Source organism: Cyclobacterium xiamenense (genome assembly GCF_900109255.1).
In the GTDB taxonomy this organism is placed as follows: Bacteria; Bacteroidota; Bacteroidia; order Cytophagales; family Cyclobacteriaceae; genus Cyclobacterium; species Cyclobacterium xiamenense.
On sequence record NZ_FNZH01000013.1, the window covers coordinates 18,340 to 31,483 of the forward strand.

Here is a 13,144-nt window from a genome sequence, read left to right on the forward strand (position 1 = left end):
TTAATGCGGGTATCGGTACCCACTGCGGGTACCCCAGACGAGTAATCGGCTGGTGCAAAAGTATGGATATCCGAGCGGATTTAAAACGCTTATCGGTGATCGGAGGGATTTGCATCAGGATTAGGTAGACGAGATACTGAATTTTGGGGGCAGGGAATTTTTTGAAAAGTCCAAAATTAATTCCTTCGGATTGGGGTTTATTTGTTTCAAATAGCTTAATTTGATCCTTTGAAAAACATAAACTTAAGAAAACCTATGAAATGTACATGCGCACCCTTGCTGTTACTTTTGGGGTCATTTGCTCCCCTCAGCCTCTTGGCTCAACAAAACGAAACCAAATTGCCACCGCAGGCAACCGAGTTTTACGAACCGCAGGTCAAGGTTGTTAGTCCCGGAAATGAAAATCACCTGCCTCCGGCAGATGCCATGGTATTATTTGGTGGCAGCGACCTCAACGCCTGGGTGAGTGAACGGGATGGAAGTTTTCCCAAGTGGACGGTAGAAGACGGTATTCTAACCGTTGCGCCGAAGACTGGCGGTATCAAGACCAAGGAGGCGTTTGGTGACGTGCAAGTCCATATTGAATGGCGTGCTCCGGAGGAAGTGGTCGGAGACGGGCAGGGAAGAGGCAACTCCGGATTTTTCTTCATGGGAAAATACGAATTGCAAATACTGGATTCCTACAACAATGAAACGTACTCGAACGGGCAGGCTGCCAGTATTTACAAGCAGCACCCCCCTCTGGTCAACGCCATGCGGGCTCCCGGCGAATGGAATACCTACGATGCAGTATTCACCGCTCCCCGGTTCAACCAGAATGGAATGCTGATCGCTCCCGCGAGAATCACCGTGTTTCACAACGGTATCCTGGTGCAGAACAATGTGGAACTCAGGGGACCTACGCAGTACATTGGCATTCCACACTATGTAGCCCACCCCGAAAAATTACCCTTTCATATTCAGGATCACAGCAATCCGGTAAGCTTTAGAAATATCTGGGTTAGAAAATTGGATTAATCGAATTCCCGACAATTACACATCACGACGGCAAATCTCAGCTTGAGGCAGGACGCTACCGATACGCGGAGCTACCCTATCGTGCATGCGAAGATTCATACGATGTCGATCGTTAGGTATGTAGCAATTCAAAAAAAAACACGTATAAACACATGAAATCACGACGAAACTTTATACAACGCTCACTTCTGGCTTCTGCCGGTATGGCTGCACTTCCCTCTGCGCTTTCCGCGATTCCCCTGGGCGAATCGAGACGTACGATCGGCGCCAATGACCAGATCAATTTTGGACTCATCGGATGCAAGGGCATGGGCTGGTCAAACATGAACAGCCACCTTTTGCTTCCAGAGGTGAATTGTATCGGACTGGCAGATGTGGATCAAAGCGTGCTGGACCAACGAACAGAGGATGTGTACAAGCTCCGGGGAAAAAGGCCCAAGCAATACAAGGACTACCGGCAGATGCTGGAGGATCCGGACATCGATGCGGTAATCATAGGCACCCCCGATCACTGGCACTGCCTGAATCTAATCGATAGCCTGTCTGCAGGAAAACACGCGTATACAGAAAAGCCACTTGCCAACAGCATCGAGGAATGTAACCTGATGGTGAAAGCCACCGATCGGTACGGTAAGTTGGTGCAGGTAGGGCAGTGGCAGCGAAGTGGGTCCCAATATGCACAGGCCATCGACATGGTAAAATCGGGGAAGCTAGGCAACATACGGCTGGTGAAAACCTGGGCCTATCAGGGTTGGATGAAGCCGGTGCCTGTCCAACCCAATGCTCAACCACCTGCTGGGGTGGATTACAAGATGTGGCTGGGGCCTGCTCCGGAAAGGCCGTTTAATCCCAATCGGTTTCATTTTAACTTCCGCTGGTTTTGGGATTATGCGGGAGGCCTCATGACGGACTGGGGCGTGCACGAAATTGACATTGCACTGTTTGCCATGGGCGTAAGCGCACCTAAATCCATCATGGCGTCCGGAGGCAAGCTGGCGTATCCCGATGACGCATCGGAGACGCCGGATACCCTGCAGACGGTGTACGAATACGATGGATTCAACATGCTTTGGGAGCACGCTACCGGAATAGATGGAGGCAATTACGGAACGACCGAAGGCATAGCCTTTATCGGTAATAACGGGACTCTGGTTGTTAATCGGGGCGGCTGGAAGGTAATTGCGGAAAAAGAAAACGTAAATGGCCAGCGAAAAGAGAAAATAGAAGCCATGCAACTGGTGAAGCCGGAAGGAAATGCGCAGCGTATCCATTGCAAGAATTTTGTAGAAGCGATCAAAGCAAACGACCCTTCCATGCTCAACTGCGGGATCAAAACAGGTTCCGTAGCGGCAATCAACGCACACATGGGAAACGTTGCCTACAAGTTGGGCGAAAAGATCTACTGGGATGCGGAAAAAGGGCAATTCACCAGTAACAAAGCTAACAAAATGATCAAAGCGAACTACAACAACGGGTGGAAGCTACCCACTGTGTGATCCTACAGGAAGAAAGGGAGAAATTTCCCTCTTTCTTCCGATTAATAGTTTTCCAGCATGCGTTTTATATGCGCTTTTGCATCCAGCATGTCTTGGAATACATCCTTTATTTGATGGTTTTGATCCAGCAGATAGGTGATTCGCTTGGGGATCCGTATCAGCGGAACAAGGGCATCGTAGGAAGCGCAAACTTTTCCCGAGCTATCGGACAATAGTTCGAAGGGCAAGTTGTGGGTTTTTTTAAACCGCTGATGTGTCGGTATATCGTCCCTGCTAATACCGATGACGGGGAGATCCAGGTCCCGGAAATCTTCGAATTGATCCCGGAATTCACAAGCCTGGGCAGTACACCCACCGGTAAAATCCTTTGGGTAAAAATAAATGACACAGGGCTTGCCAGATAGATCTTTTGATAAGGAAAACAACTTACCAGAGGTGCTTGGTAAGGTAAAGTCGGGTGCTTTTTGTCCAATCTTTAATCCCATAATTTTTCTTAGAGAACAAATTATGGGGAAATAAGTTTAAAAATGGTGGTTCGTTTTCATGTCAGGGCCAAATGCGCTAGTTTTGGCATGTAATGGAATAGTGCGCACCCATCTAAACTACTTGTTTTGAGCAATGAAAGTGCCCGGCACATGCTGCTGGCTGGATTTTTTTTCGCCTTGATGAACGTGACAGTCAAGTTCTTGCCACACATTCCTGCTATAGAAATTATCCTTTTTCGCTCAATTTTTAGTTTCGTGTTTAGTTATTTACTACTAAAAAAGCAGCAGGTGCCCGTGTTGGGGAAAAACAAAAAGCTGTTGATCCTAAGAGGTGTGGTCGGATCCATTGGCCTGATTACCTTTTTTTACACGCTGCAACACATTCCACTGGCCAGCGCGGTGACCATCCAGTATCTCGGGCCGGTTTTTACCAGTATTTTGGGAATCTTCATTGTCAGGGAGCGGGTGCGACCGATCCAGTTTTTTTACTTTGCTGTAGCGTTTTCCGGGGTACTCATGATCGAAGGGTTTGACCCCAGAATTGAGCCGCTGTTTTTAGGTATTGGGATCGTTTCCGCGCTATTTTCCGGACTTGCTTACAACGTGATTCGGAAATTGAAAAACACCGAGCATCCCCTGGTTATTGTTTTTTATTTCCCATTGGTTACCATTCCCATAGCCGGATTGGTTAGCTATTTCTTTTGGGTTGTACCGCAGGGTTGGGACTGGGTATTGCTGTTGCTGATTGGTGTTCTTACCCAGTTTGCTCAGTACTACATGACCATGGCCTACCAAAATGCAAACCTGGCAAAAGTTGCCAGCCTGAATTATGTAGGAATCATCTATGCGCTTGGTTTTGGTTTCGTATTGTTTGACGAGACCTATAACGTGTGGACGTATGGAGGGATGTTATTGGTGCTTTCCGGGGTCATTTTGAACTTTCTTCATTCCCGGGCGCCAGCCACAAATAAATAGGATAAACCATGGCATAAGCCATTGAATCCTGTAAATTTGAATTTTATTTGTGCCTTTTATGAAAATCACCAAAGATCTTTACCAAAGTTCGCTGACTTTGCTGACCGATTATTACCAATTTACAATGGCCTATGCTTACTGGAAGGCTGGCAAGGCAGAGGAGGAAGCGATCTTTAACCTGTTTTTTAGAAAAAACCCCTTTCAAAGTGGGTTTACCGTGGCAGCCGGTCTCGATTACATCATCGATTATTGCCGAAACATGACTTTTGCGGACAAAGACCTGGCGTTTTTAGCAGACATGGTCGATAGCAACGGTCGGCGGGTTTTTGAGCCTGGATTTATTGACTATTTACGGGAGATGACCTTCAGTTGCGATATCGACGCAGTGGAAGAAGGAGAGGTAGTTTTTCCAAACATGCCACTGGTTCGGGTCAGGGGGCCATTGATTCAGTGTCAGCTATTGGAGACCCCCTTATTGAACATCATTAATTTCCAAACGCTTATTGCTACGAAAGCATCGCGTATCGTACTGGCTGCAAACGGGGATCCCGTGATGGAATTTGGCTTGCGACGGGCCCAGGGAATTGACGGGGCCTTGGCTGCGAGTAGGGCCTCGTATATCGGTGGCTGTGCCTCTACGTCTAACGTGATGGCCGCCAAATTATTTGATATTCCGGTTTCGGGTACACATGCCCATAGCTGGATCATGTCTTTCGGTAGCGAAATAGCAGCTTTTGAGGCCTATGCCGAAACATTCCCGGACAATACCATTTTATTGGTCGATACCTATGATATCGTACAGGGTGTAAAAAACGCCATCACTGTTGCCCGAAAACTACGAGATAGCGGAAAGCAGCTAAAGGGAATTCGTATCGATTCAGGCGATTTGGCGTATTTTAGCAACCTGGCGCGAGAGATGTTGAATAGGGCGGGTTTTCCAGAAGTGAAAATTGTAGCCAGCAATGATTTGGATGAGCACATTATCACCTCGCTCAAGATGCAGGAGGCTTCCATTGATATATGGGGGGTTGGAACGAAATTGGTTACGGCATACGAGCAACCGGCGCTTGGAGCGGTGTACAAGCTTTCTGCATTAAAAAACCAACAGGGGGAGTGGGTACCGAAAATAAAATTGTCCCAACAATCCATAAAGATAAATATTCCCGGATACCATAACGTGATGCGCTTTATGGCAAATGGAAAGGCCATGGCGGACATGATTTACCTGGAAGGCGGCAAGCATGGCAACACGGTGACCATTATCGATCCTATTGACCCTACCCGGAGAAAAAAGATTTCGGTCGAACATGCAGAAACCGAAATCCTGCTAAAACCCATCTTTGCAAAAGGCGTAAAAGTATACCAACGGCCAAGTATTCATCAAATTCGGGAGCGTGCACAAAGGCGGCTGGCGGCCTTCGATAAAACACACAAACGACTGATCAATCCGCACATTTACCCGGTTGGCCTGGAAGCTGGTTTGTACGAATTCCGTACGTCCCTCGTGTTGAAATTAAAATCCCTGGACAATGGAGATTGATCGTAAAACCAGTGCATTGATTATCGTGGACCTGCAGTACGATTTTTTACCGGGAGGGGCCCTGGCTGTTTCCGGCGGCGATACCCTTATCCCGATTGTCAATCGTTTGCAACAAAAGTTTGATTTTGTCGTGGCCACGCAGGATTGGCATCCGGAAGATCACAGCAGTTTTGCCGCCAACCATCCCGGTAAAGCAATAGGCGAATTTATCGAATTGAATGGCGTTAGTCAGGTACTTTGGCCGGTTCATTGTGTACAGGGGTCCCACGGAGCGGCCTTTCACACAGCCTTGCATACCGATTCCTGGCGGAAGGTTTTCCAAAAAGGCACCCGTCCACAGGTAGATTCCTACAGTGGTTTTTTTGATAATAACCGTCAAGGAGATACCGGATTGGGGGCCTATTTGCGTACGCATGGGATTAAACAGGTATTCATCTCGGGACTCGCGGCGGACTATTGCGTAAAGTTCACGGTGATGGACTCCCTTACACTGGGTTTTGAGACCTATCTTGTAGCAGATGCGACCAAGGGTGTAAATCTCTCGCCCGGCGATACGGAAATTGCACTTCAGGAAATGAAAAACGAGGGAGCTATACTGGTAAAATCTACCGAGTTGGCCTGAAAACGGGCAGCTTACCGCTGGCAACTAGCTGAATTCATAGGCAAAGGTTTTTTGGCCAGTCATCGTGTACAACTGGGCAGTACAGTTCACATGTAACCTCTACCAATAGCAAACCTTGCTTAATAAAGCGAAGGACGGTTTAAGGCCAGAATTTTTGGAATAGAAAAAGGATGACTTTGGTTATCGTTCAGTTTCTTCATCTTCATGATTTCCAGATTGCCGCAGGAAAACGAAAGCGTTCCTTCATCGTCGATTTTAAAGGTGTGTGCGGACTTGAGTACGGTTAAAAAAATGTCTTCACCATCTCCCTCGCACCATTTTTCAGTCATTCCCTGAAATCCCAAAACATCAATACCGTTTCCTTCCAAATAGGTAAGGATGCTAAAGATGTTGCAGCCGGTATGGCCCACCGCTGTTTTGTTAACGGTATCAAAATAGAGCGTGGGCTTCTTGTCCGGAAATAATTCATCAAAAGGCTTGAACTTGTCGTAGATGTAACTCAACTCCCAAAGCCCTTCCAGGTCCTTTTGGGAAGTGGATTTTTGTGCGCGTTCAGGAAATGGCTCGACTTCTACGATATCCGGTATTTGGGCGAATCCCAAACCTGCCAACGTTGAAAACAATACCATCCATATAGGGAATATTTTTTTCATGGTTATTGGGTTATTGTTAAGTGAAATATACCAATTAATTAAGAAGATTAAAACGAATTGGTCAAAAATTAAGCCATTTCCCCAATGCTGTATGGGAAAAATAAAAAAAAGACCCTTTAGGACGAAATACGCTAAAGGGTCTATTACAGAAACAGCTAGTAAATCAAGGTTGGCTATCGGTAGTGGCGTGCAATTTGCCCAACTCCTGATCAATGGTCCATAGACCAATCCCTTCCTCTCCGATGATGTCAAATATCTCGAGGGCTCTTCTTGCCAACGTTTCTTCCTCACGTTGTTCGGTGACGTACCATTGCATGAAACTGAAGGTTGCAAAATCCTTCACATTGAAGCAATGGTCAACGATTGTGTTGATCGATTTGGTGACTTCGATTTCGTGTTCCAGAATCAATTCGAATACTTCCCGCAGCGAATTGAAGTGCTGGCGTATGGACGTTATCTCTGGTTGAATGGCATGTCCACCGGCTTCGTTGATGTAGCGAAACAGTTTCAGCATGTGACCCCGTTCTTCTTCTGCATGATCGTAGAGGAATCGGGCTGAATTGGTAAACCCCTGCATATCTGCCCAGGAGGCCATGGACAAGTAGTAGGCAGAGGATTTCCCTTCCATTTCCACTTGTTTATTGAGCTTATTCTCGGTGTCGATTAGTAAGGACCTTTTTAAGGTGACGATTTCTTTCTCTGTCGTTTTCATAGGTATATACGCTGTTTTTATCGGATGTAAAATAACAATTTTTCCAAGCCGAATACGTGTTTTACGCGGAAATCCGCGCGAAAGTTTCCAATTATTTACCCGAAGGCAAAACCATCAGGTTGATTTTACTGGGAAAGTCCTCCGTATGAAATACCTTGTGGAGGGCTTTGACGAAGTCACTGTCTTCGGCTTCGAATATATTGGGCACGTATTTTTGGGGATTCCGATCGATCAGTGGAAACCAGGTGCTCTGGATTTGAATTTGAAGTTTGTGGCCCTTTTTGAAGGTATGGTATATATCCTGGAGTTGAAAATCCACATCCGTAATCTGATCGGGCACAAAGGGTTTCGGATCGGAAAAACTCTCCCGGTACCTACCCCGTATCACCTCAGAACGCACCATGAGATGGTAATTTCCCATGTCAACGCCGTCTAAAACGTATTCGTGGTTGGGGTAGTCCCCTGGAAATACATCTATGACCTTGACAATCCAATCGGCATCCGTTTGAGAGGTAGCTACTTTAAGTTGAGCGAGTACCTCACCGGCTACCGTAAGGTCCTCATCTAGCACAGGTGTTTCGAATGTCAGTACATCGGGTCGCCTCGCGGCAAAGCGCTGATCGTCGGCCATGTATTTTCGCGGGGTAAAGGTTAATTTGATATCCTGTGTATAGGGAACCGGATTGGCTGGGTCGGATTCGAAGGAGGAGAAGCGGTTACCTTCGGGTAAATCGGTTGATAACCCGCCGTTTTGTTGTAGAAAAAAGCTTTCCCAGCTGCTTTCTTTTGGCGGCCAGGTATCGAATTGATCCCATTCGTTGGTGCCCGTATTGAATACATAGGCCTCAGGAAGGCGCGTATTCTTATCCCCTTCTCCTTTTAGAAAATGGGTGAAAAATGTATATTCTACCTCTTTTTGGTACCAGGTGGAAATGGAATCACCAAAATACATGTTGGAAACGGTCTGATGGCCTCGTTCCCGGGACCAATCCCCATGGGACCAAGGGCCCATAACCAGGGTATTGTAGGTGTCCGGATTGTTTTTTTCAATGGTCTTGTATATCGTAAGTGGGCCATACAGGTCTTCCGCGTCAAACCAGCCACCCACGACCATCACTGCCGGTTTTACGTCTGTCAAATGGGGGATGATGCTCCGTTTTTGCCAGAATTCATTGTAATCCGGATTCGATTTTAGTTGTTGCCAAAAGAAATTATCCGTGCCGTAGTAGTTGTCTGCGTTTTTTAGGGAACCCATGTCCATAAAAAACTGGTAACCGTCGTTGGTGCCTGGGTTGACCATTTCGTACCAGGCTTCGTCTGTTGGTCCCTCTTTTTGATACCCAAACACGGAAGTCGCCAACCAGTAACTCAGAAAATAGGCACCATTGTGGTGAAAATCATCAAAGTAAAAATCGCCGATGGGTGCCTGAGGAGAAACGGCTAGCAGGTTCGGGTGGGCGTAGGGCAGGGCCGCTGCACTGTAAAAGCCGGGATAGCTGATTCCCCACTGTCCTACTTTTCCATTATGATTGCTTACATTCTCAAGTAGCCACTCAATCGTATCGTACGTGTCCGTGCTTTCATCGATTTCGTTTGGATCGCCCGTGCGTTCGCCTACGGTTGGCCGCATGTTATCGTACCGACCTTCCGACATCCAGCGGCCGCGTACATCCTGGTAAACAAAAATATAACCGTCTTCCATAAGAAAGGGGGAAGGGCCAAGCGTGTTACGCATGTTCCCCTCTCCATAGGGGCCGGCGTTGTAGGGCGTTCGCTGCATCAGAAAGGGGTATTTCACCGAGGTGTCTTTGGGACTGTATACCACGGTGCGCAGTTTTACCCCATCCCGCATTGGGATGTCGTATTCGGCTTTCACGTAATTTTCTCTTACGTAATCATCGCTTTGTGCCTGGGAAAACGACACGGATAGTAGCATCCATGCGCCCAATAGCACCATTCTGGTAAGTGTTTGTCTCATTTTTGTTTGTTAGTTTACACGTAGTCCTTTTAGAAACGCTCCCTTTTTTAAAAGGTTAGAACTTCAATTGGATTAAAAATGATTAGTTTTGTTTAACCTTTTTTCGATGAAACGGATTTTTCCGCACGTTGGGCAAAAGGAGCACATTTCCTATTCAGGGATAAAGTTAAACCAGTAATTCAAATAAATGAAAACCGTTGCACTAATTCCTGCACGATTTGGCGCCACCCGCTTTCCAGCCAAATTGTTGGTTGATTTGAGGGGGAAGCCGTTGATCGCCCGAACATACCTGAGCACCCTGGCCACCGGTGTGTTTGATGAGGTCCGGGTGGTCACCGACCATCCGGACATCGCCACCGCAATCGAACGGGAAGGTGGGCAGGTATACCGCAGTCTCCGGGAGCACGAAAGTGGCTCCGACCGAATTGCCGAAGCTGCGGCATCCCTGGATGCTGACCTTATCGTAAACGTTCAGGGGGATGAGCCCTTTCAGGATAAAAAATCCCTCTCCGATTTGGTTGCCGCCTTTACGGACGACAGGGTATCCGTAGCCTCCCTAATGGCACGGATTTCCGACAGGGACCAGGTGCAAAACCCAAACCTTGTGAAGGTAGTCACCGATGCCCGTAACTTCGCACTCTATTTTAGCCGTTCGCCAATCCCCTACCAACGCAACGAGGAATGCAGCCCGGATTATTTCAGGCATATCGGTATCTATGCTTACAAAAAAGCGCTGTTGATGAAATTTACCTCCTGGGAAAAATCCGCGCTGGAAAAGGTGGAAATGCTGGAACAGTTGCGTTTGCTGGAAAACGGCTACGCGATAAAGATGGTAGAGACCAGTCATCAGGCCATTGCCATCGATGTGCCCGAAGATTTGGAGCGGGCTCTCCGGTATTACGATTCCCTAAACCCCTCTTAATGCAGGATTTGCCCGCTGTTTCAAGGCCGTATCCCTACCGTAATGGCCACCTGAGTCGGGAGGTGGTAATGGATGCAAATAAGGCAGAGTAGGTGTATATCGAAGCGCATTTCCAGGTAGTGAATAGGTTTATGTACCTTCCGCCTGCCATTAGCCTTTGGACACGTTGACCAAGTGCAGCGTGTGTACGGCCACCAATCCGGCAGTTTCCGTTCGCAACCGGTGTTTGCCCAGGGAGCAGGATTTGTAGCCCATGTCCAGCGCCTGCCGGATTTCTCCCGGGCTAAAATCTCCCTCAGGTCCGACCAAAACAAGATATGAGCGGCCAGGTTTTGCCAATTCCAGCAAATGGCTGGTATTGTCTGTGTCCAGATAGGCAATGTATCGTTCGTAGGTTTCAAAAGTTTTATCGGATACAAACTCCTCAAACGATCTCATTTCGTTCATCTCAGGCAGCCAGGCTTTAAAGCTTTGTTTGCAGGCCGCAACAATTTTTTTTGAAAGGCGATCCAGATTGACCTGATTTCGCTCAATATGGGTGGTTTTCAGAAAGGTAATTTCATTAAACCCCACTTCGGTAATTTTTTCCAACATCCATTCGATCCGATCTGTATTTTTTGTTGGAGCGATGGCCAGATGGATATGGAATTTTTCCGGAGGACTAAACTCCTGTTCGATGATTTTCAGGCGACATTTTTTTGGATGATTGCTTTCGATCATGCAGGTAAAAAAAGAGCCTTTCCCATTGGTGAAAAGCACGGTGTCTCCCGCATTTTTTCGCAACACCTTGACCAAGTGATGGGACTCCTTTTCCTTCAGGTCAAAGGTTTCTCCATTAATTTGTTCCTCAAAAAAAAGTTGCATTCCTTCCGTCGTTGTTTTGACGAAATTATGAAATTCCGGGCAAAAGGAAGGAAGAAAATTCCTATAATTGCAGGTATAAGCAATCGAGAACCCCAAATACACCGAATCCATGAACAAAGAAGACTTTATTGAATCCATAAAAAACGCACCACATGCGGATTGGCAAGCATGGTTGGAACAAACCCTTTCGCTGTTTGATTGCGTCACCGGGACGCTGCACACTCTGGAACCGGCTTCCGACGCGTTGGAACTGAAAGCCATGCAAGGTATTCCCGATTTTTTATTACCTAAAATGAGCCGCATCCCGGTAGGGAAGGGGATGGCCGGTATCGCTGCCGAGCGGAAAGAAGCGGTGCAGGTATGTAACCTTCAGACGGATGAATCAGGCGTGGTACGTCCAGGCGCCAAAGACACCAAAGTAGAGGGCGCCATCACCGCACCCATGCTTTGGCAAGGCAAACTTTTTGGCACCTTGGGGATTGCCAAAAAAGATCCCTACGAATTTACCACGGAGGAATCCGAAGCGCTGATGGGCATTGCAGCGGCCATGGCTTTGCACCAGCTGCGATCTGCCGCTCGCTAAACCTTCACAAATAGCTTGAGTCGGTACAGAATATATAGGAATACCCATACCAATAGGAATGCTCCGAAAGCCTGAAAAACAGCGTGCCATTCCTCCGGTAATGGGGCGTATAATCCATAAAATAGTTTCCTGCTGGTGAAGCCAAAGTCAATGAAGCTGTACGCAAAATAAATGGTTAGCGAGTTCAAGCCGATTACCTGAAAGAAAAAGGCCCACTTTCTAATCTTCCACACATCGATGACCCAGTAAAAAGCCAGCAGAAACAAGAAAGCCATTCCTGTGGTCAACAGGATAAACGAACTAGACCAAAGGTGCTTATTGATGGGGAAATGCAATCCCCAAAGTAGCCCCAGTACAATGCCGGCAATTCCACCGATGGCCAGGTAGCTTCCTTTTCGCTTGTCCAACCAGGCTTTTCCGATTACCTCCCCGGCCAGGGTTCCAAAAAGGGTCAGACAAAGTGCAGGAAATTGGGTCAAGATTCCCAATTCATCGTAGGTCACCTGATGCAATCGCCCTGGAAGAAAGGTCCGGTCAAACCATCCAACCAGATTGCCTTCAAAACTCAGGTCTCCCGCGCCGTATCCCGGCACCGGTATCAGGTACAGGGCGGCGTAATAAAGCAGCAAAATGACCATACCGGAGGCCAGCCGTTTGTAAAAACCCATGTTCAGGTAAAACCAGGTAGCCACAAAAGTAGCCAGCCCGATTCTTCCCAAAACGCTTCCCAGTCGGATTTGGGCAGGTTCAAAAAAAGGAACGGGAGCGTTTTTGTACAGCATCCCCAATAGGATCAGGACAATCATTCTGACGAAGGTTTTTCGGTACAGCGTACCATTCGACAGGCCCAGGGATTTTCCTTTGTTCAGCGAAAAGGTCAGGGATACACCAGCAATAAATAGAAACAGTGGAAAAATAAAATCATAAAACGTAAAGCCATTCCAGGCCGGGTGCGTAAGTTGATTGGCGATCCAATCGACGGCACCGATTCCTGTTTTTCCTTTGAGTAAGACAAGAAAGGTTCCTCCCCCCGCAATTAACAGCATGTCAAATCCCCTGAGGGCGTCAATTGATAGCAGACGTTTGGAAGCAGTAGGAGCAGCCGAGACAGGAGAACCCATTTCCGGATCTTTTCGGATCTCGCTGGAAGAAGAAATACTCATGATTACAATATTAGGTGAATAGTGAGTTTTTATCCGATTATCTTAAGTTTGGATGGAATCCTTCCAATTTATTTTATTTATTTGGAATTTAAAAGTATTTTTAATTTCTGCATCTCCAAAAAAAAGGGAGACAG

Annotated in this window: 13 protein-coding genes; 7 read left to right on the top strand and 6 right to left on the bottom strand. The window is 47.1% G+C overall.

What is annotated here, in order from left to right:
- Positions 1–255: 255 nt before the first annotated feature.
- Complete coding sequence (locus tag BMW71_RS22195; protein WP_092178733.1) at positions 256–1,017, top strand: 3-keto-disaccharide hydrolase; 762 nt, start codon at positions 256–258, stop codon at positions 1,015–1,017.
- A 152-nt stretch (positions 1,018–1,169) separates the two neighbouring features.
- Positions 1,170–2,513 (top strand): Gfo/Idh/MocA family protein, encoded by a 1,344-nt coding sequence (locus tag BMW71_RS22200; protein ID WP_092178734.1) that lies wholly within the window; start codon positions 1,170–1,172, stop codon positions 2,511–2,513.
- Between the two features lie 41 nt (positions 2,514–2,554).
- On the opposite strand, the gene BMW71_RS22205 is transcribed toward BMW71_RS22200, so the two are convergent.
- The gene (locus BMW71_RS22205; protein ID WP_092178735.1) at positions 2,555–2,998 is read right to left on the bottom strand and encodes a peroxiredoxin; all 444 of its coding nucleotides are present in this window, start codon (positions 2,996–2,998) and stop codon (positions 2,555–2,557) included.
- A gap of 150 nt (positions 2,999–3,148) precedes the next feature.
- On the opposite strand from BMW71_RS22205, the gene BMW71_RS22210 reads away from it, so the two are divergent.
- The 3 genes from BMW71_RS22210 to pncA are packed head-to-tail and all read left to right on the top strand — an operon-like array spanning position 3,149 to position 6,135.
- A complete protein-coding gene (locus BMW71_RS22210) occupies positions 3,149–3,973 on the top strand; it encodes a DMT family transporter (protein WP_092178736.1) in 825 nt (274 codons plus the stop codon).
- 58 nt (positions 3,974–4,031) lie between these two features.
- Positions 4,032–5,513, top strand: coding sequence for a nicotinate phosphoribosyltransferase (locus BMW71_RS22215; protein ID WP_092178737.1), 1,482 nt, complete (start codon positions 4,032–4,034; stop codon positions 5,511–5,513).
- Positions 5,503–6,135: a bifunctional nicotinamidase/pyrazinamidase gene (gene pncA / locus BMW71_RS22220; protein WP_092178738.1), complete on the top strand. Its 633-nt coding sequence runs from the start codon at positions 5,503–5,505 to the stop codon at positions 6,133–6,135. The genes BMW71_RS22215 and pncA overlap by 11 nt, the downstream gene beginning before the upstream one ends.
- Before the next feature lie 119 nt (positions 6,136–6,254).
- On the opposite strand, the gene BMW71_RS22225 is transcribed toward pncA, so the two are convergent.
- From BMW71_RS22225 to BMW71_RS22235, 3 genes are all read right to left on the bottom strand, one after another.
- Positions 6,255–6,788, bottom strand: a complete 534-nt coding sequence (locus tag BMW71_RS22225; RefSeq protein ID WP_092178739.1) for an META domain-containing protein — start codon at positions 6,786–6,788, stop codon at positions 6,255–6,257.
- Between the two features lie 163 nt (positions 6,789–6,951).
- The gene (locus tag BMW71_RS22230; RefSeq protein ID WP_092178740.1) at positions 6,952–7,500 is read right to left on the bottom strand and encodes a ferritin; all 549 of its coding nucleotides are present in this window, start codon (positions 7,498–7,500) and stop codon (positions 6,952–6,954) included.
- A 91-nt stretch (positions 7,501–7,591) separates the two neighbouring features.
- Entirely contained in the window at positions 7,592–9,478 is a 1,887-nt protein-coding gene (locus BMW71_RS22235) for a CocE/NonD family hydrolase (RefSeq protein ID WP_092178741.1), read from the bottom strand.
- Between the two features lie 187 nt (positions 9,479–9,665).
- On the opposite strand from BMW71_RS22235, the gene kdsB reads away from it, so the two are divergent.
- Positions 9,666–10,400 carry a 3-deoxy-manno-octulosonate cytidylyltransferase gene (gene kdsB, locus BMW71_RS22240; protein WP_092178742.1) on the top strand — a complete coding sequence of 245 codons (735 nt, stop codon included), beginning with the start codon at positions 9,666–9,668 and terminating at the stop codon, positions 10,398–10,400.
- 150 nt (positions 10,401–10,550) lie between these two features.
- Here the strand turns inward: kdsB and BMW71_RS22245 are convergent, their stop codons facing one another.
- Positions 10,551–11,264, bottom strand: coding sequence for a 16S rRNA (uracil(1498)-N(3))-methyltransferase (locus BMW71_RS22245; RefSeq protein ID WP_092178775.1), 714 nt, complete (start codon positions 11,262–11,264; stop codon positions 10,551–10,553).
- A 109-nt stretch (positions 11,265–11,373) separates the two neighbouring features.
- Here BMW71_RS22245 and BMW71_RS22250 point away from each other — a divergent pair, with 109 nt between their 5' ends.
- On the top strand, positions 11,374–11,847 hold the full coding sequence (locus tag BMW71_RS22250) for a GAF domain-containing protein (protein WP_092178743.1): 474 nt from the start codon (positions 11,374–11,376) through the stop codon (positions 11,845–11,847).
- Here the strand turns inward: BMW71_RS22250 and BMW71_RS22255 are convergent.
- Entirely contained in the window at positions 11,844–13,010 is a 1,167-nt protein-coding gene (locus tag BMW71_RS22255; protein ID WP_177179739.1) for an acyltransferase family protein, read from the bottom strand. The two genes, BMW71_RS22250 and BMW71_RS22255, sit on opposite strands and share 4 nt — an antisense overlap.
- Positions 13,011–13,144 lie beyond the last annotated feature (134 nt).

Excerpts from the sequence above, each read along its gene's own strand:
- BMW71_RS22245 (WP_092178775.1), bottom strand. The coding sequence starts at position 11,264 with ATGCAACTTTTTTTTGAGGAACAAATTAATGGAGAAACCTTTGACCTG.
- pncA (WP_092178738.1), top strand. The coding sequence starts at position 5,503 with ATGGAGATTGATCGTAAAACCAGTGCATTGATTATCGTGGACCTGCAG.
- BMW71_RS22210 (WP_092178736.1), top strand. The coding sequence starts at position 3,149 with ATGCTGCTGGCTGGATTTTTTTTCGCCTTGATGAACGTGACAGTCAAG.
- BMW71_RS22250 (WP_092178743.1), top strand. The coding sequence starts at position 11,374 with ATGAACAAAGAAGACTTTATTGAATCCATAAAAAACGCACCACATGCG.
- BMW71_RS22230 (WP_092178740.1), bottom strand. The coding sequence starts at position 7,500 with ATGAAAACGACAGAGAAAGAAATCGTCACCTTAAAAAGGTCCTTACTA.
- BMW71_RS22235 (WP_092178741.1), bottom strand. The coding sequence starts at position 9,478 with ATGAGACAAACACTTACCAGAATGGTGCTATTGGGCGCATGGATGCTA.
- BMW71_RS22195 (WP_092178733.1), top strand. The coding sequence starts at position 256 with ATGAAATGTACATGCGCACCCTTGCTGTTACTTTTGGGGTCATTTGCT.
- BMW71_RS22200 (WP_092178734.1), top strand. The coding sequence starts at position 1,170 with ATGAAATCACGACGAAACTTTATACAACGCTCACTTCTGGCTTCTGCC.
- BMW71_RS22225 (WP_092178739.1), bottom strand. The coding sequence starts at position 6,788 with ATGAAAAAAATATTCCCTATATGGATGGTATTGTTTTCAACGTTGGCA.
- BMW71_RS22215 (WP_092178737.1), top strand. The coding sequence starts at position 4,032 with ATGAAAATCACCAAAGATCTTTACCAAAGTTCGCTGACTTTGCTGACC.
- kdsB (WP_092178742.1), top strand. The coding sequence starts at position 9,666 with ATGAAAACCGTTGCACTAATTCCTGCACGATTTGGCGCCACCCGCTTT.
- BMW71_RS22205 (WP_092178735.1), bottom strand. The coding sequence starts at position 2,998 with ATGGGATTAAAGATTGGACAAAAAGCACCCGACTTTACCTTACCAAGC.
- BMW71_RS22255 (WP_177179739.1), bottom strand. The coding sequence starts at position 13,010 with ATGAGTATTTCTTCTTCCAGCGAGATCCGAAAAGATCCGGAAATGGGT.